Source organism: Microbacterium tumbae (genome assembly GCF_054780175.1).
Genome location: NZ_BAAGWV010000003.1, coordinates 13,436 through 33,464 on the forward strand (window position 1 = coordinate 13,436; position 20,029 = coordinate 33,464).

A 20,029-nucleotide genomic window follows, 5' to 3' on the forward strand; every position below is an offset into this window, starting at 1 on the left:
CATGGACACCTCCGCACTGGCACCCGGCGGGATGAGGCCGATCGCCGATGAGACCGACGCCTTCGTCTCGATCGCGCCCGGTGACTCCCTCAAGCCGATCATCATCCTGTGCCATGAACGGTACGGCCTGGTGAAGCACACCTGCGATCTGACCCAGCAGTTCGCGAGCGCCGGCTATCTCGGCATCGCTCCCGACCTGTACTCGGACTGGGACGGGGACAAGGAGGCGCTCGCCCGCGGCGATGTCAGCGCCGATGCGCCGGACCCCACCATCCAGCGGCACATCACCGCTTCGATCGACTACGCGAAGGAGAACGGGGGAGACCCGGAGAGGGTCGCGGTCGTCGGCATCTGCGCCTCCGGCGCCTATCCGATCCTCGCGAACTCCGTGAACCAGGAGATCACCGCCAACGTCATCATGTACGGCGGATGCCAGGAGCGCGAGTGGTCGGCGCCTGCGGACATGCGCCCGGTGCCATACGAGGACATGATCGAGGCCTGCACCGCACCCTTCCTGGGAGTGTGGGCCGAGGCGGACTGGGTGTGCAGCGTGCCCGATGTGCTGCGACTGCGCGACAGCCTCGAGAGGCACCGGAAGAGCTACAGCTTCCGGATCTGGCGGGACATGCCGCACGGCTGGCTGAACGACACGATGCCGGGACGATACCGGCACAGGGAGTCCAACGAGGCTTTCCTCTCGATCCTCACCTGGCTGGACGGCGTCTGGGCGGGCGCCTACCCGCCGGACAAGGTGCTGTGGGAGTTCCGCAGCGACATGCGCCCCGACTACGACCCCGCCCTGTTCACCCGCCTCGCCTGACCTCCACATCCTCCGCACGAGCGACCACACGGGAGTAAGCACATGACGAACGCCACCATCGAGGCGACACCGGTCGGGATCCCTGCCGGCGTGGCCGTCGCCGTCACCGAGAAGAAGCAGAAGCCGGGTCCGCGGCCGAGACAGGGCGTGCGAAGGCGGCGGTTCGCGATCCAGGGGCTGGGCTGGATCTCCGTCGCCTCCGTCGTGCTCGGGCTCACCGCGTGGGAGCTCATCTCGCGCTTCATCGTGGACAACAAGCTCTTCCTGGTCGGCCCCATCGACATCGTGCAGCGCATCGGCACGATGTTCACGGACGAGGACCTGATGCACGACATCGGCGTCAGCGGTCAGGAGTTCGGGGGCGGCATGCTCCTCTCGATCGTCATCGGCATCCCCGTCGGACTGATGATCGCGCTGTCGCCGGGGATCAAGGCGGTGCTCCAGCCCTGGATCTCCGCCCTCTACGCGACACCGACGATCGCGCTGTCCCCGCTGTTCATCCTCTGGTTCGGACTGGACCCCGTCGGCAAGGTCATCGTGATCGCGCTGGTCGGCGTGTTCGCCGTCATCGTGAACACGGAGACGGGCGTCCGCGAGACTCCGCCCGACCTCGTCGAGATGGCGCGGATCATGGGTCTCAAGCGCTTCGGACTGTTCACCAAGGTGTACATCCGCTCCGCCTTCCCGTTCATCCTCACCGGCATCCGTCTCGCGATCGGCAAGTGCATCATCGGGGTCGTGGTCGCCGAGCTCTTCGGCGCCCAGGCCGGCCTCGGGCTGCGCATCCAGGAGGCCCAGCTCGCCTTCGACATGTCTGGTCTGTTCGTCTGCGTCATCGTGCTCGCCGTGGCGGGGGTCGTGCTCACCGCGATCGCCCAGGCCATCGAGAACAAGCTCGCCCCGTGGCGACAGGTCTGACCCCCTGCGTCCCCTCACCCACCACGACCAGCCGAGGACTGTCATGACTGCAACCACGACCTCCGTGCGGGAGCGCCCCGTACTCACGATCGAAGGGGTCTCGCACGCCTTCGCACGCAAACAGGCGGAGCCTCTGCAGGTGCTCCAGAACATCGACGTCACCGTCCTGCCGGGGCAGGTGGTGGCGCTGGTCGGACCCTCCGGCTGCGGCAAGAGCACCCTCTTCAAGATCCTGTCGGGCCTCATCCGGCCGGATGAGGGCGTCGTCGTCGTCGGGGACAGCACGATCGTCGGCCCGAACGCCGAGATGGGATTCGTCTTCCAGAACGACCGGCTCCTGCCGTGGAAGACGGTCCGCGAGAACGTCGCCTTCGGCCTGCTCTCCCGCGGCGTCGCCAAGCGGACGGCCATGGCGAAGGCCGATGAGATGATCGACCTCGTCGGGCTCTCCGGCTTCGGGGACGCGCACCCGCATCAGCTGTCCGGCGGCATGCGGCAGCGCGTCAACATCGCGCGCTCGCTCGCGCTCGAGCCCAAGGTGCTGCTGATGGACGAGCCCTTCTCCGCCCTCGACGCCCAGACGCGCGAAGTGATGCAGGAGGAGCTGCTGGACATCTGGGCGAGGGCCGGCTCCACCGTCCTGTTCATCACCCATCAGATCGACGAGGCGGTCTTCCTCGCCGACAACGTGGTCGTGATGAGGGCGAGGCCGGGCCGGATCGCGACGACGCTCGACATCGACCTTCCCCGGCCGCGGACGCTCGACGTGAAGCACGACCCGAGGTTCACGTCGTACGTCGATCGCATCTGGGGCGAGATCGAGTCGCAGGTGAGGGAGTCGGCAAGGCTCGAAGCATGAGCGGCCGCTCGACCGCCTCTCCCCGTGCCGCCCTGATCATCGTCTGCGGGCTCGTCGCTCTCACGCAGGCGTCGTGGGGCCTGATCATCCCCGTCCTCCCGGTCTACGCCGAGGAGTTCGGCGCCTCCGCCTTCCAGCTCGGACTGGTGGTGGCGGCCTTCAGCATCTCCCGGCTGCTCGTCAACATCCCGGCGGGCATCATCGCGGACCGGGGCAACCGCCGGGTCATCATCATCACGGCCACCGCCGGGGTGGCGGTCGTCCTCGCCGTCACGGCCGGCGCGCAGAGCCTGGAGATGCTCTTCGTCCTGCGAGCGGTGCTCGGACTGTTCGGAGGAGTCGTCATCACCGTCGGGCAGGCCCTGCTCGCCGACATGACCGAGGTGGAGAGCAGGGGCCGGTCGATGGCCACCCTGCAGGCGTTCCAGCTCGCCGGCGGAGCGCTCGGCCCGGCCCTCGGCGGCATCACGGCGACGCTCTGGGGCCCTCGAGGCGCCTACTTCATCGCGGCGGGCATCTGCCTGGCGATGACGATCGTCGCCCTGGTGCGGCTCCCGGGGCAGCCGGCGAAGGCCCGTGAGGCGGCGGAGCGCGGCGGCGCGAAGCCGATCGATCTCTTCCGCGATCCCAGCTTCGACTCGGCCGCCCTCGTCGGCTTCAGCGTCTTCTTCCTTCGCTTCGGCGGGATGCAGACGCTCGTCCCGCTGATCGCCTACTCCTGGGCGGGCATCTCGGCCATGACCCTGGGGATCGCCCTCAGTGCGATGACCGTGGTGAACCTCCTGCAGGTGCGCATGGTCGGTCGCATCTCGGACAGGACCCGCAAGATCCCCATCGTGATCTCGCTCGTGGTCACCGCGGCCGGCTACACCCTCTTCTCCTTCTCGCATCACTGGCTGCTGTTCTTCGTGGCGTTCGCGGTCGTCGGCCTCGCCAATGGCTTCTCGGGCTCGACCCCTGCGGCATATCTGGCGGACGTGGTGCCGCCGACGATGCGCGGCATGGGCGTCGGCGTCTACCGCACGTTCGGGGACTTCGGAGGACTCATCGGCCCCATCGTGATCGGTGCGCTGGTGGATCTGAGCGGCAACGGGCTGGCGGCGTGGGTGACGGCCGCGCTGGCGCTGGCCATGGCGATGCTCTTCCTGCTCCTGGCGAAGGAGACGGTGGGGCCGCGCGCCACCTGGAAGCCGATGGCGAGCCGATGAGCCGTTCCGCCGATTCACCGCGCTCGCGGCAGGGGCGCGCGACCCGCATCAGGGATCTGCTTCGCTCGCAGATCGTCTCCGAGCAGCCGCTGTTCCGGCTCCCCTCCGAAGAGGAGCTCGCCCGCGAGTACCACGTCTCCCGCAACACGATGCGCGAGGCGCTGGCGCTGCTGGTCGACGAAGGGGTGCTGCGCCGCAGCAAGGGGATCGGGACGACGCTCATCGTCGAGCGCCACGCCAGGGAGTACGACGGGGAGGCCGGCTTCGCCGCCGCCCTCCCCGAGCTGACGTCGCGCATCGAGAACGTGAACGTGGATCTGGAGATCGTGCCGACGACGCCGTATCTCCGAGCGCGCTTCGGGCCCGAGGAGGAGTTCTTCCTCTTCTGGGAGCGCGTCACGGTCGTGGCGGGATCGCCGCAGACCGTCTGGCGCTCGCACCTTCCGGCCAGGCGGTTCGCGATCCTCGTGGACAACCCTCCCGAGGCCGGCGAATCGATCTACGACGTCATCCACGAGATCTCGGGCGCCGCCGTGGCGCGCACGCGCAGGACGGTGGAGGCGCGGGCGTGCGACGCCATGACCGCCCGCCTTCTCGGGGTGCCTCCCGGCACTCCCGCGCTGCACATCGAGAGATCGATGTTCGCGGCGGACGGACGTCTCATGGAGCTCGGATACGCGTGGGTGCGGGGCGACCGATACGCCGTCAGCTACGACACGGAGCACCTCGAGCATCCGGCCTCCTCCGACGACGGGCGTCCCCGGGATGCCGAGACCGCCGGAGGCCCCGGGGATGCCGTCGCCGGCGCCCCGATCCTGCCTTTCCCGCCTTCGACATCCGAGGGCCCGACACAACAGAGGAGCAGTCGATGAGAAGAGTCCACGCACACGGCGGGCGATACGCCCGCAGCATCGCCGGCGTCTGCGCCGGAGCCGCGCTCGCGATCGCCGGCCTGGCCGGCTGCAGCAGCGGCGGCGGAGCGCAGGCGGACGACGACGGCACCATCACCGTGAAGTACGGCGTCACCTCGCAGTCCGTCGCGTCCCTGCCCACCATCATCGGCGAGGCCGAGGGGTTCTTCGCGGAGGAGGGCATCGAGCTGGAGACCGTCGTCACCGGCCAGTCGGGCAAGGTCTGCCAGCAGCTCATCGCCGGCGCCCTGGACCTCGGCGAGTGCTCCACCAACGACGTCGTCCGCACGGTGGCGGCCGGCGGGCCGATCAAGGTCCGCTTCTTCACCTCGGCGTCGGTGCTGCCGAACAAGGTGTACGCGAAGGAGGGCATCTCCAGCTGGGCCGACCTCGAGGGGAAGACCATCATGGTCGCCTCCCAGCAGGACAACACCTTCTACTTCACGACGCTGATGGCGGATCAGGGCGGCCTCGACTTCCCCGACGGCGTCACGGTGACCTACGCCGGATCGTCCACGGATCGCTTCGCCGCTCTCACGTCCGGGACGGTCGATGCGACCATCCTCACCGCGCCGTACGACTTCCAGGCCGAGAAGGCGGGCTTCGTCGAGCTGGACGACCTCGTGGAGCACCTCCCGCCGGAGAAGTACTACGGCAACGGGGTGTCGACCACGGACGCCTACGCCGAGGAGAACCCGGAGGTCATCGAGAAGATCTTCGCCGCGGAGCAGAAGGCGCTGGACTACATGCTCGATCCCGCCAACAAGGAGGACGTCATCGCGACGATCAAGGAGGTCGGCAAGCTCGACGCCGACGTGGCCGACGAGCTCGGGGAGTACATCTACGAGCGCCTCATCGGCAGCGGGTACTACCTGGCGGGCGGCGAGGCCGATCCGGACGGCATCCAGGGCGTCATCGACTCGACCGTCGCGCTCGGCTTCCTCGACGAGGGCGCGATCGCGCCCGACGACGTCTACGACACCTCCCTCGTCCTCCCGTGACGACCGCCACGATCGCCCTGGGCAGCCTGGGACTCCGCAGCGTCGCCGCGGGGTCCCAGGGCCCGGAGGTCCGCAAGGGCATGGTCTGGATCCCGGGCGGGACCTTCCGCATGGGCTCCGACTTCGAGGGATGCCCGGAGGAGGGGCCGGTGCACGATGCCGCCGTCAGCGGGTTCTGGATGGATGCGAGCACGGTGACGGTGGCGCAGTTCCGCCGCTTCGTCAAGGACACCGGCTACGTCACGGTCGCCGAGCGGCCGCTCGATCCCGCCCTCTATCCGGGGATCGACGCCTCCGCGCTCGTGCCCGGCTCGCTCGTCTTCACGCCGACCCGCGGGCCTGTCGATCTCACCCGATGGCAGGACTGGTGGCGATACGTCCCCGGGGCGGACTGGGCGCACCCGGAGGGGCCCGGCTCGACGGTCGAGGGCCGTCAGCTGCATCCCGTGACGCACGTGTGCGGGGAGGACGTCACGGCTTACGCCGCCTGGGTGGGGAAGGAGCTGCCGACGGAGGCGGAGTGGGAGTTCGCCGCCCGAGGGGGACTCGCGGGCGCGACGTACGTCTGGGGGGATGAGCTCGCCCCGCTCGGCCGGCCGATGGCCAACTACTGGATCGGGGAGTTCCCCTGGCAGAATCTCAAACCGCCCGCTCAGCGTCGCACCGTGCCGGTGCGGTCCTTCCCGCCCAACGGATACGGTCTGTACGACATGGCGGGCAACGTCTGGGAGTGGACGGCGGACTTCTATCGGGACGATCACGGGGAGACGGCGGGACCGAGCTGCTGCGGGTCGGCATCCGACCCGCGTGTGCTCGACGGCGCGGGCAGCGAGGACTCGACGCTCCCCGAGGAGGCGCGGACGCCGCGCCGGGTGCTCAAGGGCGGATCGCACCTCTGCGCCGAGAACTACTGCCAGCGCTACCGGCCGGCGGCCCGTCATGCGCAGCCGGTCGCCTCCGGCATGTCGCACATCGGCTTCCGCTGCATCGTCCGGCCCTGAGCGCGAAGCGGTGTCCTGGCGCGGCCGATCCCCGGCTCGACGCAGGACGGCGACGCGCGCCTCAGCGCACGGCGACGCGGTACGGCACGTCGTGATGGACGCCCTCCGTCGGCTCCGGCGCGGCGAGGATGTCGAGGATCGTGTCCGCGGCATCCTCGACGTTCGGATCGACGGTCGAGAACGTCGGGATGTGGAATCGTCCTTCCTCGATGCCGTCGAAGCCCATCACCTTGACCCGGTCGGGAACCGCGATCCCCGCCGTTCCGAGCGTGTAGAGAGCGCCCAGCGCGAGGCTGTCGCTGAAGCAGAACAGGGCGTCGAACCCGACTCCGGCGTCCAGCAGCCGCTGCACGGCGAGCGAGCCCTCCGCCCGGTTGAACTCCTTGACGGTCGCGAACAGCGCGGGGTCGATCTCGATGCCGGCAGCCGCGAGCGCTCTTCCGTAGCCGTCGAAGCGCAGCTGCGACGTCGCGTACGGCCCTGAGCCCTGCACGCCGACGACGGCGATCCGCCGGCAGCCCTGCGCGATGAGCTGGGCGGTCGCCGCCGCGGCGGCGGAGACGTTGTCGATCCCCACGTGGTGAACGCTCGGACCCACGAGCGCCTCCGCCTGCTCGCCGATGACGATGAGGGGAGGCGCGGCGTTGCGCGACGTCAGGTCCTCGGGGACGAGGCGCAGCGGGCTCATCACGATGCCGTCGAGCGCCGGGAGGCCCTCGCCGGCCATCATCTCCAGCTCGGCGGCGCGCTCGCCGCCGGTCAGGGCGATGAGCACGGTGAGGGAGCGCTGCTGCGCGCGGGATACGAAGCGCGAGGCGAACTCGGCGAAGTACGGCTCCTGCAGGCCGGGGAGGACGAGGGCTATCAGTCCACTGCGGCCGTTGCGCAGCTGGCGTGCGGCGAGGTTCGGGCGATAGCCCAGTTCGTCGATCGCCGCGAGGATGCGACCGCGGACCTCGTCGCCGACCCACCCCGTGCCGTTGACGACGTTCGACACGGACTTCGCACTCACGCCGACCCGCGCCGCCACGTCGGCGAGTGTGACCCGTGCCATGCTGCGTCCTCTCCGCGTCCCTGGACTCGCCGTCCATCCTCCAGGAGACTTCCTGGTTGACTCTAGTTCATCGTGGAACTATCGTGGGTGATTCAACGTGGAACTACGCATCGAGGGAGCCGCACGAGTGTCACTGAGCAATGCCGGAACAGGAACCGCGGGCCTGCGGGCGAGCAGTCTGGAGCAGGCGCGTCCGCGCCCCCAGCTGGTGCGCTCCTCGTTCCTGGAGATCGACGGCGAGTGGGGCTTCGCCCATGACGACGAGAACATCGGCCTGGCCGAGGGATGGTTCGACGGACGCGCGCTGCCGCGCACGATCCGCGTGCCCTTCCCGCCGGAGTCCGAGGCATCCGGCATCGCGGAGCCCGGCTACCACGCCGTGGTCTGGTACCGGCGCGAGATCACCGCCGAGGAGCTCGCGCACATCGCGCATGAGGACGGCCGGCGACTGCTGCTCCGCTTCGGCGCGGTGGACTACCGGGCGACCGTCTGGTGCGACGGGCGGCAGGTGGGAGGCCATGAGGGCGGGCACACCCCGTTCTCCGTCGATCTGACCGACGCGCTCGGCGATGGCCCGCACGTGATCGTGGTCCGTGCGGAGGACGACCCGCACGACGTCGAGCAGCCGCGCGGCAAGCAGGACTGGGAGGAGTCGCCGCACGCGATCTGGTATCAGCGCACGACCGGCATCTGGCAGCCGGTCTGGCTGGAGTCCGTTCATCCGCTGCACGTCACGGCGCTGACCTGGGGGAGCGATCTCGCCGCGGGCACCGTCACCGTTCAGATCGAGCTGAACGTGCGCGCCCGCGCCACGGCGCGCGTCGTGGTCGCGCACGAGGACCGCGTCCTCGCCTCGGTCCAGGTCGCCGTCGACGGGCGGACCGCCTCCGTCACGTTCCCCCTCGCAGGACAGGGGAACGGGCAGGTCTACGAACGCCTGCTCTGGCGGCCGGGGTCGCCGACGCTGCTGGACGCCTGGGTGCGCCTCGACGTCGACGGCGAGGAGCAGGACGTCGTCGCGAGCTATCTCGGCCTGCGCTCCGTGCGGTGCGAGGACGGCGCCTTCCTGCTCAACGACCGTCCTCTCGTCCTGCGCTCCGTGCTCAGCCAGGGGTACTGGCCCGAGTCCCATCTCGCCGCCCCTTCCGGCGAGGCCCTGCGCCGGGAGGCCGAGCTCGTCCTGGAGCTGGGGTTCAACGCCGCTCGCGTGCATCAGAAGATCGAGGACGACCGGTTCCTCTACTGGGCCGATCGCCTCGGACTGCTCGTCTGGGGCGAGACGGCGGCGACCTACGCCTTCAGCCCGCTCTCGGCCGCCCGCACCGCCGCGGAATGGACCGAGGCCGTGCTCCGTGATCGCAGCCATCCCTCCATCGTGACGTGGGTGCCGCTGAACGAGAGCTGGGGCGTGCAGCACATCAGCGCGCGCGCGGACCAGCGCGCGTTCGCAGAGGCGATGTACCAGCTGACGAAGGCGCTGGACCCGAGCCGTCCCGTGATCTCGAACGACGGATGGGAGCTCGGCACGTCCGACCTCTGGACGCTGCACGACTACGAGGCGGACGGCGACGTTCTCCGCGGACGCTACGACGTCGAGGACGCCCGGCTGCGGGAGTACCTCTCGGGCCTCGGCCCCGCGGGCCGGCAGCTGCGGCTCCCGGGGACGATCGACGGCGGCGAACCGGTGATGGTCACCGAGTTCGGCGGCGTGAAGTGGTCCATCGACGCCGAGCCCGACGACGCGTGGGGGTATTCGGAGGCGTCCGATGCCGAGGACTTCGCCGACCGCGTCGGCGTCATCCTCTCCGCCGTCCAGGCCGGCACCCGCGGTCATCGCGGACGACCGGACGGACTGGCCGGCTGGTGCTGGACCCAGCTCACCGACACGCTCCAGGAGCGCAACGGCCTGCTCACCGAACGCCGCGAGCCGAAGCTCCCCCTCGCACAGCTGCGCGCGCTCATCGCGGGCGCGGATTGACCGAACCCACCAATGACAGCGGATGCGAGGCATCCGCCAGGCACCGGGTCGAAGACCCGACTCAATGAGGAGAATCACATGTCCAAGAGAATCCCCGCCGCCCTCGCCCTCGGGAGCGTCGCCGCCCTCGTCCTCGCCGGATGCTCCGGCGGCGGCGACGAGCCGGTCGACGTCGCCTTCGACAAGGACTCCACCGCAGAGATCAGCTTCTCGTGGTGGGGCAACGAGGACAGGGCCGATCGCTTCGAGCAGGCGATCGCCCTGTTCAACGAGGACTACCCGAACGTCGAGGTGGTGCGGAACTTCAACGCCTGGGGCGACTACTGGACGGCCCGCAACACCGAGGCCGCGGGTCGCGCCCTCCCCGACGTCGTGATGATGGATGCCGGCTACCTCGGCGAGTACGCGGACAAGGGGCTGCTGCAGGACCTCACGCCCTATCGCGACACCCTGCTGCCGCTGGAAGGCATCCCCGACACCGTGCTGGGATCCGGGACCGTGGACGATCAGCTCGTCGCCGTCCCGCTGGGCACCAACGCCTGGTCGATGATGTACAACAAGGACCTGCTGGACGAGCTCGGCATCGACTACCCCGCGGACGACCTGACCTGGGACGAGCTGAACGACTTCATCCTCGAGGTGAACGAGGCGGGCTCCGCCTCCGACCCGAAGATCTACGGCGCCGAGGACTACACCGGCGGCTTCCCGAACTTCATCTACCACCTGATGCAGGACGGCAGCGCCGTCTTCGAGGACGACGGCACGCCGGCCTTCGACGAGGACGACGTGATCGACTATCTCGACAGCGCGGCCGATCTCCGCGACGACGGCGACTTCTACCCGATCGAGCGCAGCGTCGCCCTCGCGCCGAGCGGCGGCTTCCTCGCCGGCGAGACCGCGGTCTGGTTCAACTTCTCCACGACCGTGCTGCAGGCCATGACCGACACCGGCACGGAGAACATCGGCATGGTCCAGCCTCCGCTCGAGGACGGCCAGTCGGCGCATGTGCTGGCGCCGAAGCCGAGCATGCTCCTCAGCGTCGCGGCCAACTCGGAGGAGCAGCAGGCCGCCGCGGCCTTCGTCGAGTTCCTCACCACCGACCCCAGGGTCGCAGGCATCTTCGGCACCTCGCTCGGCACGCCGCCGACCGAGGAGGGACGCGCCGCGATCGACCAGATCCCGGCGGACACGGTGAACCTCGACTACCTGACGTCCGTCGAGGACGAGATGACCGCGAGCTACCCGATCCTGCCCGCCGGCTACGGCACCATCGAGGCCAAGTGGGGCGAGCTGCACGAGCAGATGCGCTACGGCGAGCTGACCAGTGAGCAGTTCGCGCAGGAGCTCTTCTCGGAGATCGCGCTGGTCCTGGGCTGATGACCACCACCGCAGCACCCGTCTCCCGCCGCGCCGATGCACGCGCGCGGCGGGAGACACGGGCGGGCTACGCGTTCCTGAGTCCGTGGCTGATCGGATTCTTCGCGCTCACGGCGGGGCCGATGGTGGCATCGCTGTACCTGTCGTTCACCGACTACAACCTCTTCAACGCCCCCGAGTTCATCGGCGTCGACAACTACACGCGGATGCTGAGCGACCCGAACTTCCTCCAGGCGGTGAAGGTCACGGGCCTCTACGTGCTGATCGGGACGCCCCTCAAGCTCGTGTCAGCGCTCGCGGTCGCGATGCTCCTGAACGCTCCGCGGCGGGGGCAGGGTTTCTACCGCTCGGCGTTCTACCTGCCCTCGCTCATCGGCGGGAGCGTGTCGATCGCGATCGTGTGGAAGGCGATGTTCATCGACAACGGCATCGTCGCCCAGATCGGGTCGTTCTTCGGAGGCCCGCCGGCGTCCGAGGGCGGCTGGGTGGGGGATCCCGCCCGGACGCTGCCGCTGCTGATCCTGCTGACGGTGTGGCAGTTCGGCGCGCCGATGGTGATCTTCCTCGCGGGGCTCAAGCAGGTGCCGAACGAGCTCTACGAAGCGGCGTCCGTCGACGGGGCTGGACCTGTGCGCCGGTTCTTCTCCATCACCGTCCCGATGCTGTCGCCCGTGCTGTTCTTCAATCTGCTGCTGGAGACGATCCACGCCTTCCAGGTGTTCAACTCGGCGTACATCATCTCCAACGGCAGCGGAGGGCCGGCTGGGTCCACGCTGTTCTACACGCTCTACCTGTACCTGCGCGGCTTCCGGGACTTCCAGATGGGGTACGCGTCGGCGATGGCGTGGGTGCTGGTGATCGTGGTCGGGATCGTCACGCTCATGCTGTTCCGCACATCCAGGGCATGGGTGCACTACGCAGGAGACGAGCGATGAGCAGAACGATCACCGAGACCGAGCTGATCACGGCGGGCGACCGCCCGAGGCGGCGTCGCAGCGCGGGCGCCCGATGGCGGGGCGGGGTCAAGACCACGGTCTTCCACGTCTTCTCCGTCGCCGTCCTCGTCGTCATCCTGTACCCCGCCGTCTGGATGCTGACCTCCTCCTTCAAGCCGGGCAACGAGATCATCGGCTCCGTGGGGCTGTGGCCGGAGAACGGCGGCCTGCAGAACTACGTCACGGCCCTGCAGGGCATCGGCGGCGTCTCGTTCTGGACCTTCGTGGTCAACTCGCTCGTGCTCGCGGTTGCCTCGGTGGTGGGCGTCGTGCTCTCCTGCTCGATCACCGCGTACGCGTTCGCGAGGATCCGGTTCCGGGGCAGCAGGGTGTTCTTCGTCTGCATGATCGCGACGATGCTCCTGCCGTTCCACGTCGTGATCATCCCGCAGTACATCGTGTTCAACCAGCTCGACCTCATCAACACGTACTGGCCGCTGCTGCTGGGCAAGTTCCTGGCCGCCGACGCCTTCTTCGTGTTCCTGATGATCCAGTTCATCCGCGGGCTCCCGCGCGAGCTGGACGAGGCGGCGCGCATCGACGGCGCAGGCCACGTGCGCATCTTCGCGTCCGTGATCCTGCCGCTCATGAAGCCCGCGCTCGTGACGAGCTCGATCTTCGCGTTCATCTGGTCCTGGAACGACTTCTTCGGCCCCCTGCTGTACCTCAAGGAGCCCGGCATGTACACGATGCCGCTCGCGCTGCGGCTGTACGTCGATCAGACCTCGACGAGCGACTACGGCGCCCAGATGGCGATGGCCATCCTCGCCCTGCTGCCCGTCGTGCTGTTCTTCATGGCGTTCCAGCGCTACCTCGTCTCCGGGGTCGCGACCGAGGGGCTGAAGGGATGAGCCCGCAGCGCGCGCCGCGCCGCGTGGAGTCCCTGCGGCGGTTCGGCGGGGGAGGCGTCGCGGTCTTCGGAGAGATGCTCGTGGTCGGCCTCGGCATCACCGCGCTCGCCCTGCCGCTGGTGACCTTCGCCCCGGCGCTCGCCGCCGGCGTCCGGCACCTCGACGAGCATCTCGCCGACCGGCGCGACTCGCTCGGCGCGCTGATGTCCAGCGGATGGCGGGCGATCCGCTCGGGATGGCTGTTCGGCCTCGCGTCCTCGACGGTCATCGCCCTGCTGCTGGTCAACGTCGCCCTCGGGGCGCAGGGCCTCGTGCCCGGCGGCGGCGCGTTCGGAGCGGCCAGCGGCGTCCTCGCCTTCCTCGCGCTGCTGGTCGTGTGCCGCGTCGCCGCGCTGTGGACGCCGGACGCGCGCTGGACGGAGCTCTGGCGGGAAGGGCGGATGCTGGCCTTCGAGGATCCGGTCGGCAGCCTCTTCATCGGCGCGGGCATCGCGGTGGGCGTCACGATCGTGTGGATGCTCCCGCCGCTGATCGTGATCGCGCCGGGGCTGCTCGCCGTCGCCGCGGTCGCCGCGGAGCGCCGGCGGCGGCGCACGGAGGGCTGAGCGCGGGCGGCGGCGCGGGTGGTCGCTCAGTCGGGGAAGACCACGCCGGTGAGCTCCTCCGACACGGCCCAGACGCGTCCGGCCTCGCCCGCATCGCGCAGTCGCGAGTATACGTTCTGCTCGCCGGGCGCGCCGCCGAGGTGGCCGATCCCGCTCGGCCCGTAGAGGCGGCCGCTCCGCGCCTCCGGGGACGTCGCGGCGTACACGGCGGGCAGGGCCGCCGACTCGGGCGTGCCGAAGAGGAACCCGCGCGCGGACCCCCATCGGATGAATCGCACTCCGAGGGTGTCCTGCGCCCGGCCGAGCTCCGGTCGCGCGGCGAGCAGGCTCGTCGGGGCGACCCCCGGGTGCGACAGATTGCTCGTGATCCCCCAGCCGGATGCCGCGCTGCGCCGGTCGAGCTCCAGCCCGAACAGCCCGAGGGCGATCTTGGACTGGCTGTAGGCGGTCATGTCGTTGTACGAGCGCTCCCAGCCGAGGTCGTCCCAGTTGATCCGCCGCTCGTTGGCGGCGACGCTGATCTGCGAGGTGACGCGCGCCCGCCCCTCCTGGAGCAGGGGCAGCAGCCGGCCCACGAGGGCGAAGTGGCCGAGATGGTTCGTGCCGAACTGCAGCTCGAAGCCGTCCGTCGTCGTCCGTCGTGCGGGTGGAGTCATGATCCCGGCGTTGTTGATCAGGAGATGGATCGGCCGCCCTTCGACGCGCATCGTCGCGGCGAAGGCCGCGACGGAGTCGAGCGAGGACAGGTCGAGCGGAGTCGTCGTGATCTTCGCGGTCGGCGCCTGCTCCCGGATGACGGCGGCCGCGGCATCCCCCTTCACGGCGTTGCGCACGGGCAGGACGACGTCGGCGCCCGCCCGTGCGAGCCGTGCGGCGATGCGCAGGCCGATGCCGTCGCTGCCGCCGGTGACGACGGCATGGCGTCCGGTCAGATCGGGGATGGCGATCTCGATGCTGCGTCTCGGCATGGATGTCCTCCTTCGTGGTCCCCTTCACTCTGCGATGCGACGCGGACGCTCATCCAGGACCTGTCGATCAGTGGTTGCCGCACGGACGCCGGTGGGAGGATCGATCCATGGCGATCGACAGGACGGCCCTGGCGGAGTTCCTCCGCCATCGCCGTCATGCCCTTCAGCCCGAGGACGTCGGTCTGCCCCGGGGCCGCCGCCGGCGGACCGAGGGGCTGCGTCGTGAGGAGGTCGCGGCGCTCTGCCACATGTCGCCGGACTACTATGCCCGCCTCGAGCGCGGTCAGGGCCCCGTGCCCTCCGCGCAGATGATCGCGGCGATCGCCCAGGGTCTGCGCCTCTCTCCCGACGAGCGCGATCACCTCTACCGGCTCGCCGGGCATCCGCCGCCTCACGGCGGGGCGGGGAGCGAGCACGTCAGCCCGGGGATGCTCAGGATCCTCGACCGCCTGCAGGACACCCCGGCCGAGATCGTGTCCGAGCTCGGGGAGACCCTCCGCCAGACGCCGCTCGGCGTCGCGCTCGTCGGGGATGCCGGGCAGTGGAGCGGACCGGAGCGCAGCATCGGGTTCCGCTGGTTCAGCGATCCGCGGACCCGGAGCCTGTATGCGCCCGCCGATCATGAGATGCTCTCCCGCGTCTGGGTCTCCGGCCTTCGCGAGGTGATCGCCCGGCGCGGACCGGACTCGCGCGCGCGGAGGTACGCCGATCTGCTCCTGGAGCGCAGCGAGGAGTTCCGGAGGATCTGGGACCGGCAGGAGGTCGGCGTCCGCCCGCAGGAGACGAAGCGCTTCGTCCATCCGGAGCTCGGGCCCCTGGAACTGCACTGCCAGACGCTGGTCGATCCGGTGCAGGGGCATGCTCTGCTGGTCTACACCGCAGCTCCGGGCACGGCGAGCCACGAGAAGGTGCGGCTGCTCTCCGTGCTGGCGCCGAGTCGCTGATCCTCGCGGGCCCGGTGTCGGAGGAGTGCAATAGTCTCGGCGGGTGCTCTCCTTCGGAACCCTCGTCACACCGGTCGGCGTGCTCGGCGTCGTGGGAGACGGCGCGGCGATCGCACAGGTCGGCTGGCGCCTCGTCGCTCCCGCAGATGCGGCGTCCGATGCGCTCACGGACGAGGCCGTCGCCCAGCTCCGCGCGTATTTCGGCGGCACGCTGACGCGATTCGACCTCCCCGTCGATCTCGGTCCGCAGACCGAGGCGACCGGCGCCGTGCTGAGGGCGCTCCACGAGACGGTCGAACACGGCGAGACGATCACCTACGGCGGCCTCGCGGCACGCAGCGGCACCGCTGTGCCAGCGCGAGGCATCGGGGCCATCATGGGCGCCAACCCGGTTCCGATCATCGTGCCCTGCCACCGGGTGGTGGCCGGCGACGGTCTCGGCGGCTATTCGGGCGGTCCGCCCGGCCGGGGCCTCGAGACCAAGCGCTGGCTCCTCGAGCACGAGGGGGCGCTGCCCTCGGCGCTGTTCTGAGCGTCTTCCCGGGTCTCGGTGCGGGATCGTTCCGAGCGCGGCGTGTCCGAGCATCCGCGCGGTCGGCCGCGGCCGCCGGCTCCCGGCGTGTCATCCGGCCTTCCGCACCTGCGAGAATGGAGGTCCGCGCCGAGCAGATCCGAGGAGCACCCCGTGCAGTACATCTCGACCCGAGGCGGCATGCAGCCGCTGCCGTACTGCGAGACGCTGCTGGAAGGCCTCGCGCCGGACGGCGGACTCGCCGTGCCCGAGACGATGCCGACCGTCGACGGCGAGACGCTCGAGCGCTGGCGGGCGCTGACCTACCCGCAGCTCGCCACCGAGGTGCTCGGCCTCTTCGCCACGGACATCCCGCGTGCGGATCTCGCGCGCATGACCGCCGCGGCCTACGCGGACTTCCCCGAGGAGGTCGTGCCGCTGCGCGGGATCGGCGGAGGGATCACGCTGGTGGGGCTCTCCGAGGGGCCGACGCTCGCCTTCAAGGACATGGCGATGCAGTTCCTCGGCCAGGTCGTGGAATACGCGCTGGAGCGCAAGGGCTCGGTGCTGAACATCCTGGGAGCGACCTCGGGCGATACGGGCTCGGCCGCCGAGCACGCGCTGCGGGGCAAGGACCGCATCTCGGTGTTCATGCTCTCGCCGCAGGGACGCATGAGCACTTTCCAGCGGGCGCAGATGTTCTCGCTGGCGGACGAGAACGTGCACAACATCGCGGTCGACGGCGTCTTCGACGACTGCCAGAACCTCGTCAAGGATCTCGCCGGCGACCTCGACTTCAAGCGCGCCCAGCACCTGGGCGCCGTCAACTCGATCAATCTCGCCCGCATCACCGCGCAGGTCGTCTACTACTTCTGGGCCTGGCTGCGTGCGACGGACGCCGGCGGGTGGACAGAGCTCAGCTTCACCGTGCCGTCTGGCAACTTCGGCAACATCCTCTCCGGCTTCTACGCCAAGGAGATGGGTCTGCCGATCCGGCGCCTCGTGCTCGCCGCGAACGAGAACAACGTGCTCGACGAGTTCTTCCGCACCGGGATCTACCGTCCGCGCAGCGCCGCTCAGACGCTCGCGACCTCGAGCCCCTCGATGGACATCTCCAAGGCCTCCAACCTGGAGCGCTTCCTCTTCGAGCTGGTCGATCGGGATCCTGCGCGACTGGTCGACGCCTGGCAGGACCTCGACAGGCAGGGCTTCGTCGACTTCAGCGCCGATCTCTCGCGCTTCGCGGACGAGTTCGGCATCGTCAGCGGCACGTCCACGCACGCCGACCGGCTCGCGACGATCCGTTCCGTGCACGAGGCGTTCGACGACATCATCGATCCGCACACCGCCGACGGAGTCAAGGTCGCGCGGGAGCATGTCGAGTCCGGCGTGCCGATGCTGGTGCTGGAGACCGCGAAGCCCCAGAAGTTCGCGGGGACGATCCGCGAGGCCATCGGCGTCGAGCTGGAGTACTCGCCGGAGCTGCAGGAGATGCTCGCAGCTCCCCAGCGCGTCGTCGAGATGCCCGATGACGCGGCGGCGCTCCGCGCCTTCATCGAGGCGAACGCCCTGCACTGATCCGGGGGATTCCGCCGCATTCGCGTAATGCCGCGGCGTCTTCTGCATCTCTTCCGGCAGGGGGATGCTCCACGCCCCTGGATCGGAGGGGTGCGACGTGTACACGGAAGCCGTCATCAACGACCTGTCGGCGCTGTTCCAGCCGATCGGGATCGCAGGGCTCGCCGTCGCGGTGATCTGCGGCGTGCTCGGACTCGTCGCCGTGCTGCGCGATGCCGGCGGGATGCTGGCCGCGGCCGGCGGCGGCTGGTTCACCGGCGTCCTGCTGAGCCTGGCCTTCCTCTTCTCGGAGTCCTGGCTGCCCGTGCTCGCCGCGGTGGCCGTGCTGCCGGTGCTCGTCGGGCTCGGTTTCCTCGTGCGCGGTGTGGTCGTACGCGTCGACCTTGCACTCCGGGCGCTCCAGGGCCGTCCTGCTCCGCTCTCGCCCGCCGCCAAGGCCGCGCCGTGGGCCTCCGCGGAGGGCGTTCTCTCCGCGGCCTCCTGATCCTCGCCGCGCTCATCGCGCGTCCCGGTCGCGATCGTCGGGGTCCAGGTCGCGAATTCGGTCGCTCTGCGCGCAGAATGACCGCGGATTCTGCGACCTGGACGGTGACAGATGCCGCAGGAGAGCGGAATCTGCGACCTGGAGGGCGCGGTGGCGTCCGCGCGACCTACTCCACGAGCTTGCCCGCGGTGTCGACGTCGCGCATGAGAGCCGCGATCTCCGCGGGGACGGGCGGGATCTCCTCGCGCGTGACGCCGGTCGCCGGAGACCAGACGAGGTTCATCTGCAGCGTCGGATCCGTGTCGGGGAAGTCGCTGCGGTTGTGGCAGCCGCGCGTCTCCCGACGTTCGAGGGCGGCCTCCATCGTCGCCCTCGCGGCCAGCGCTGACGCCTTCAGATCGAAGGCATGCGCGAGGTCCTGGAAGCCGGCGATGTCCGGGTGGATGCCGATGTCCTCCATGCGCCCCTCGATCATGTCGAGCTCGGCGAGCCCGGCTTTCAGCCCCTCCTCGGAGCGGACGACGCCGGCGTGCTCGGTCATGGTGTTGCGGATCGCCCGCTGCAGGGCGCGGACGTTCTCGCGTCCGTCGGCGGCGAGCAGATCGTCGATCTCCGCGCGCGCGACGGCGACGGCATCCGCGGATCGGCGCTGCGCGTCGAGCCCGGCGGCGTGCGCGATCGCGGCCTGCCCGACGAGCCGTCCGTAGACGAGCAGCTCGATGAGGGAGTTGCCGCCGAGCCGGTTCGCGCCGTGCAGGCCGCTGGAGGCCTCCCCGATCGCGTACAGACCGTCCACATCGGTGCCGTGGTCCTCCGGACGCACCCACACGCCGCCCATCGAGTAGTGCGCGGTGGGGGCGATCTCGATCGGGTCCGTGGTGATGTCCAGCATCTGCAGCTCGAGCATCGTCTGATAGACGCGGGGGAGACGCGTCATGATCGTCTCCCTCGGCAGGTGGGAGACGTCCAGCCAGACGCCGCCGTTCTCCGTGCCGCGCCCCTCCTTGATCTCCGTGTAGGCGGCAAGGGCGACACGGTCGCGGGTGGACAGCTCCATCCGCTCGGGGTCGTATTCCGACATGAAGCGCTCGCCGAGGGCGTTGCGGAGGATCCCGCCCTCGCCGCGCGCCGCTTCGGAGACGAGCGTTCCCGCGGCGTTCTCCGGCTCGATGATGCCGGAGGGATGGAACTGCACGAGCTCCGGATCGCGCAGACGCGCGCCGGCGTCGACGGCGAGCCGGAAGGAGTCCCCGGTGTTCTCGTCGCGCCGGGAGGATGTGCGCCGCCAGATGCGGTTGTGGCCGCCTGCGGCGAGGACCACGGCATCCGCGTGGATGAGGTACCGCGTGCCGTCCGCCTGGTCGAAGCCGTAGGCGCCGAAGGCGACGCCGTCCTTCACGAGGATGCGGGTGATGTACACGCCGTCCAGGATCGGGACCTCGAGATGCTCCGCTCGTCGGACGAGCGTGCGCTGGATCTCCAGTCCGGTGTAGTCGCCGGCGAAAGCCGTGCGGCGGAAGGTGTGCGCACCGAAGAAGCGCTGCGAGATCCGGCCGTCGTCCTCGCGCGCGAAGTCCATGCCCCAGCGCTCCAGATCGCGGATGCCGCGCTCGGCTCCTCGCGTGACGACCTCGACCGTGTGAGGATGGGCGAGCAGGTAGCTCTCCTTGATGGTGTCGGCGGCGTGCTGCTGCCAGGTGTCGTCGGCGTCCATCGTGCCGAGCGCCGCGTTGATGCCGCCGGCCGCCAGGGACGTGTGCGCATCGGAGCGGGGACGCTTGCCGACGGCGAGGACGTCGACGCCGTGCTCGGCGACCTCGATGGCGGCGCGGAGGCCGGAGCCGCCGGTGCCGATGACGAGGACGGTGGTCGAGATCTGACGTTCGCGAGTGGTCATGACCTCCACGCTAGGAAATCGCTGATCATTACTCCAATGAATTATGAGTCTCTTCACGATAGGCTGACG

Annotated in this window: 19 protein-coding genes; 16 read left to right on the plus strand and 3 right to left on the minus strand. The window is 69.8% G+C overall.

Going from position 1 to position 20,029, the window contains the following annotated elements; all coding sequences use genetic code 11:
• Nucleotide 1: 1 nt before the first annotated feature.
• From ACYVGQ_RS11975 to ACYVGQ_RS12005, 7 genes are read left to right on the plus strand one after another with little or no spacing between them, the layout of a single operon-like run.
• A complete protein-coding gene (locus tag ACYVGQ_RS11975; protein ID WP_460784869.1) occupies nt 2–820 on the plus strand; it encodes a dienelactone hydrolase family protein in 819 nt (272 codons plus the stop codon).
• Between the two features lie 42 nt (nt 821–862).
• Entirely contained in the window at nt 863–1,738 is an 876-nt protein-coding gene (locus ACYVGQ_RS11980) for an ABC transporter permease (protein WP_460784870.1), read from the plus strand.
• Nucleotides 1,739–1,781: 43 nt separating this feature from the next.
• A complete protein-coding gene (locus ACYVGQ_RS11985) occupies nt 1,782–2,597 on the plus strand; it encodes an ABC transporter ATP-binding protein (RefSeq protein ID WP_460784871.1) in 816 nt (271 codons plus the stop codon).
• Nucleotides 2,594–3,805, plus strand: coding sequence for an MFS transporter (locus tag ACYVGQ_RS11990; protein ID WP_460784872.1), 1,212 nt, complete (start codon nt 2,594–2,596; stop codon nt 3,803–3,805). The genes ACYVGQ_RS11985 and ACYVGQ_RS11990 overlap by 4 nt, the downstream gene beginning before the upstream one ends.
• The gene (locus ACYVGQ_RS11995; RefSeq protein WP_460784873.1) at nt 3,802–4,677 is read left to right on the plus strand and encodes a GntR family transcriptional regulator; all 876 of its coding nucleotides are present in this window, start codon (nt 3,802–3,804) and stop codon (nt 4,675–4,677) included. Before ACYVGQ_RS11990 ends, ACYVGQ_RS11995 begins: the two co-directional genes overlap by 4 nt.
• On the plus strand, nt 4,674–5,717 hold the full coding sequence (locus tag ACYVGQ_RS12000; protein WP_460784874.1) for an ABC transporter substrate-binding protein: 1,044 nt from the start codon (nt 4,674–4,676) through the stop codon (nt 5,715–5,717). The genes ACYVGQ_RS11995 and ACYVGQ_RS12000 overlap by 4 nt, the downstream gene beginning before the upstream one ends.
• Nucleotides 5,714–6,718 (plus strand): formylglycine-generating enzyme family protein, encoded by a 1,005-nt coding sequence (locus ACYVGQ_RS12005; RefSeq protein WP_460784875.1) that lies wholly within the window; start codon nt 5,714–5,716, stop codon nt 6,716–6,718. The genes ACYVGQ_RS12000 and ACYVGQ_RS12005 overlap by 4 nt, the downstream gene beginning before the upstream one ends.
• A gap of 61 nt (nt 6,719–6,779) precedes the next feature.
• Here the strand turns inward: ACYVGQ_RS12005 and ACYVGQ_RS12010 are convergent, their stop codons facing one another.
• Entirely contained in the window at nt 6,780–7,772 is a 993-nt protein-coding gene (locus ACYVGQ_RS12010; RefSeq protein ID WP_460784876.1) for a LacI family DNA-binding transcriptional regulator, read from the minus strand.
• Between the two features lie 127 nt (nt 7,773–7,899).
• Here ACYVGQ_RS12010 and ACYVGQ_RS12015 point away from each other — a divergent pair, with 127 nt between their 5' ends.
• The 5 genes from ACYVGQ_RS12015 to ACYVGQ_RS12035 all read left to right on the plus strand — a co-directional run bounded on the left by ACYVGQ_RS12015 (nt 7,900) and on the right by ACYVGQ_RS12035 (nt 13,578).
• Nucleotides 7,900–9,750, plus strand: coding sequence for a glycoside hydrolase family 2 protein (locus tag ACYVGQ_RS12015; protein WP_460784877.1), 1,851 nt, complete (start codon nt 7,900–7,902; stop codon nt 9,748–9,750).
• 78 nt (nt 9,751–9,828) lie between these two features.
• Entirely contained in the window at nt 9,829–11,127 is a 1,299-nt protein-coding gene (locus tag ACYVGQ_RS12020; protein ID WP_460784878.1) for an ABC transporter substrate-binding protein, read from the plus strand.
• Entirely contained in the window at nt 11,127–12,062 is a 936-nt protein-coding gene (locus tag ACYVGQ_RS12025) for a carbohydrate ABC transporter permease (protein WP_460784879.1), read from the plus strand. The genes ACYVGQ_RS12020 and ACYVGQ_RS12025 overlap by 1 nt, the downstream gene beginning before the upstream one ends.
• On the plus strand, nt 12,059–12,973 hold the full coding sequence (locus ACYVGQ_RS12030; RefSeq protein WP_460784880.1) for a carbohydrate ABC transporter permease: 915 nt from the start codon (nt 12,059–12,061) through the stop codon (nt 12,971–12,973). The genes ACYVGQ_RS12025 and ACYVGQ_RS12030 overlap by 4 nt, the downstream gene beginning before the upstream one ends.
• Entirely contained in the window at nt 12,970–13,578 is a 609-nt protein-coding gene (locus ACYVGQ_RS12035; protein WP_460784881.1) for a hypothetical protein, read from the plus strand. The genes ACYVGQ_RS12030 and ACYVGQ_RS12035 overlap by 4 nt, the downstream gene beginning before the upstream one ends.
• Before the next feature lie 26 nt (nt 13,579–13,604).
• Here the strand turns inward: ACYVGQ_RS12035 and ACYVGQ_RS12040 are convergent, their stop codons facing one another.
• Nucleotides 13,605–14,546 (minus strand): SDR family oxidoreductase, encoded by a 942-nt coding sequence (locus ACYVGQ_RS12040; RefSeq protein WP_460784882.1) that lies wholly within the window; start codon nt 14,544–14,546, stop codon nt 13,605–13,607.
• A gap of 107 nt (nt 14,547–14,653) precedes the next feature.
• Here ACYVGQ_RS12040 and ACYVGQ_RS12045 point away from each other — a divergent pair, with 107 nt between their 5' ends.
• The 4 genes from ACYVGQ_RS12045 to ACYVGQ_RS12060 all read left to right on the plus strand — a co-directional run bounded on the left by ACYVGQ_RS12045 (nt 14,654) and on the right by ACYVGQ_RS12060 (nt 18,063).
• The gene (locus tag ACYVGQ_RS12045) at nt 14,654–15,490 is read left to right on the plus strand and encodes a helix-turn-helix transcriptional regulator (protein ID WP_460784883.1); all 837 of its coding nucleotides are present in this window, start codon (nt 14,654–14,656) and stop codon (nt 15,488–15,490) included.
• A gap of 43 nt (nt 15,491–15,533) precedes the next feature.
• Nucleotides 15,534–16,022: a methylated-DNA--[protein]-cysteine S-methyltransferase gene (locus ACYVGQ_RS12050; RefSeq protein WP_460784884.1), complete on the plus strand. Its 489-nt coding sequence runs from the start codon at nt 15,534–15,536 to the stop codon at nt 16,020–16,022.
• A 153-nt stretch (nt 16,023–16,175) separates the two neighbouring features.
• On the plus strand, nt 16,176–17,579 hold the full coding sequence (gene thrC, locus ACYVGQ_RS12055) for a threonine synthase (RefSeq protein ID WP_460784885.1): 1,404 nt from the start codon (nt 16,176–16,178) through the stop codon (nt 17,577–17,579).
• Nucleotides 17,580–17,676: 97 nt separating this feature from the next.
• Nucleotides 17,677–18,063, plus strand: a complete 387-nt coding sequence (locus ACYVGQ_RS12060) for a hypothetical protein (RefSeq protein ID WP_460784886.1) — start codon at nt 17,677–17,679, stop codon at nt 18,061–18,063.
• 166 nt (nt 18,064–18,229) lie between these two features.
• On the opposite strand, the gene ACYVGQ_RS12065 is transcribed toward ACYVGQ_RS12060, so the two are convergent.
• Nucleotides 18,230–19,960 carry an L-aspartate oxidase gene (locus ACYVGQ_RS12065; RefSeq protein ID WP_460784887.1) on the minus strand — a complete coding sequence of 577 codons (1,731 nt, stop codon included), beginning with the start codon at nt 19,958–19,960 and terminating at the stop codon, nt 18,230–18,232.
• Nucleotides 19,961–20,029 lie beyond the last annotated feature (69 nt).

What these genes read in the sequence shown, in the direction of transcription:
- ACYVGQ_RS12065 (WP_460784887.1), bottom strand. Translation starts at nt 19,960, where the DNA reads ATGACCACTCGCGAACGTCAGATCTCGACCACCGTCCTCGTCATCGGC.
- ACYVGQ_RS12030 (WP_460784880.1), top strand. Translation starts at nt 12,059, where the DNA reads ATGAGCAGAACGATCACCGAGACCGAGCTGATCACGGCGGGCGACCGC.
- ACYVGQ_RS12035 (WP_460784881.1), top strand. Translation starts at nt 12,970, where the DNA reads ATGAGCCCGCAGCGCGCGCCGCGCCGCGTGGAGTCCCTGCGGCGGTTC.
- ACYVGQ_RS12020 (WP_460784878.1), top strand. Translation starts at nt 9,829, where the DNA reads ATGTCCAAGAGAATCCCCGCCGCCCTCGCCCTCGGGAGCGTCGCCGCC.
- ACYVGQ_RS11995 (WP_460784873.1), top strand. Translation starts at nt 3,802, where the DNA reads ATGAGCCGTTCCGCCGATTCACCGCGCTCGCGGCAGGGGCGCGCGACC.
- ACYVGQ_RS11975 (WP_460784869.1), top strand. Translation starts at nt 2, where the DNA reads ATGGACACCTCCGCACTGGCACCCGGCGGGATGAGGCCGATCGCCGAT.
- ACYVGQ_RS12000 (WP_460784874.1), top strand. Translation starts at nt 4,674, where the DNA reads ATGAGAAGAGTCCACGCACACGGCGGGCGATACGCCCGCAGCATCGCC.
- ACYVGQ_RS11985 (WP_460784871.1), top strand. Translation starts at nt 1,782, where the DNA reads ATGACTGCAACCACGACCTCCGTGCGGGAGCGCCCCGTACTCACGATC.
- ACYVGQ_RS11980 (WP_460784870.1), top strand. Translation starts at nt 863, where the DNA reads ATGACGAACGCCACCATCGAGGCGACACCGGTCGGGATCCCTGCCGGC.
- ACYVGQ_RS11990 (WP_460784872.1), top strand. Translation starts at nt 2,594, where the DNA reads ATGAGCGGCCGCTCGACCGCCTCTCCCCGTGCCGCCCTGATCATCGTC.
- ACYVGQ_RS12025 (WP_460784879.1), top strand. Translation starts at nt 11,127, where the DNA reads ATGACCACCACCGCAGCACCCGTCTCCCGCCGCGCCGATGCACGCGCG.
- ACYVGQ_RS12040 (WP_460784882.1), bottom strand. Translation starts at nt 14,546, where the DNA reads ATGCCGAGACGCAGCATCGAGATCGCCATCCCCGATCTGACCGGACGC.
- ACYVGQ_RS12045 (WP_460784883.1), top strand. Translation starts at nt 14,654, where the DNA reads ATGGCGATCGACAGGACGGCCCTGGCGGAGTTCCTCCGCCATCGCCGT.
- ACYVGQ_RS12010 (WP_460784876.1), bottom strand. Translation starts at nt 7,772, where the DNA reads ATGGCACGGGTCACACTCGCCGACGTGGCGGCGCGGGTCGGCGTGAGT.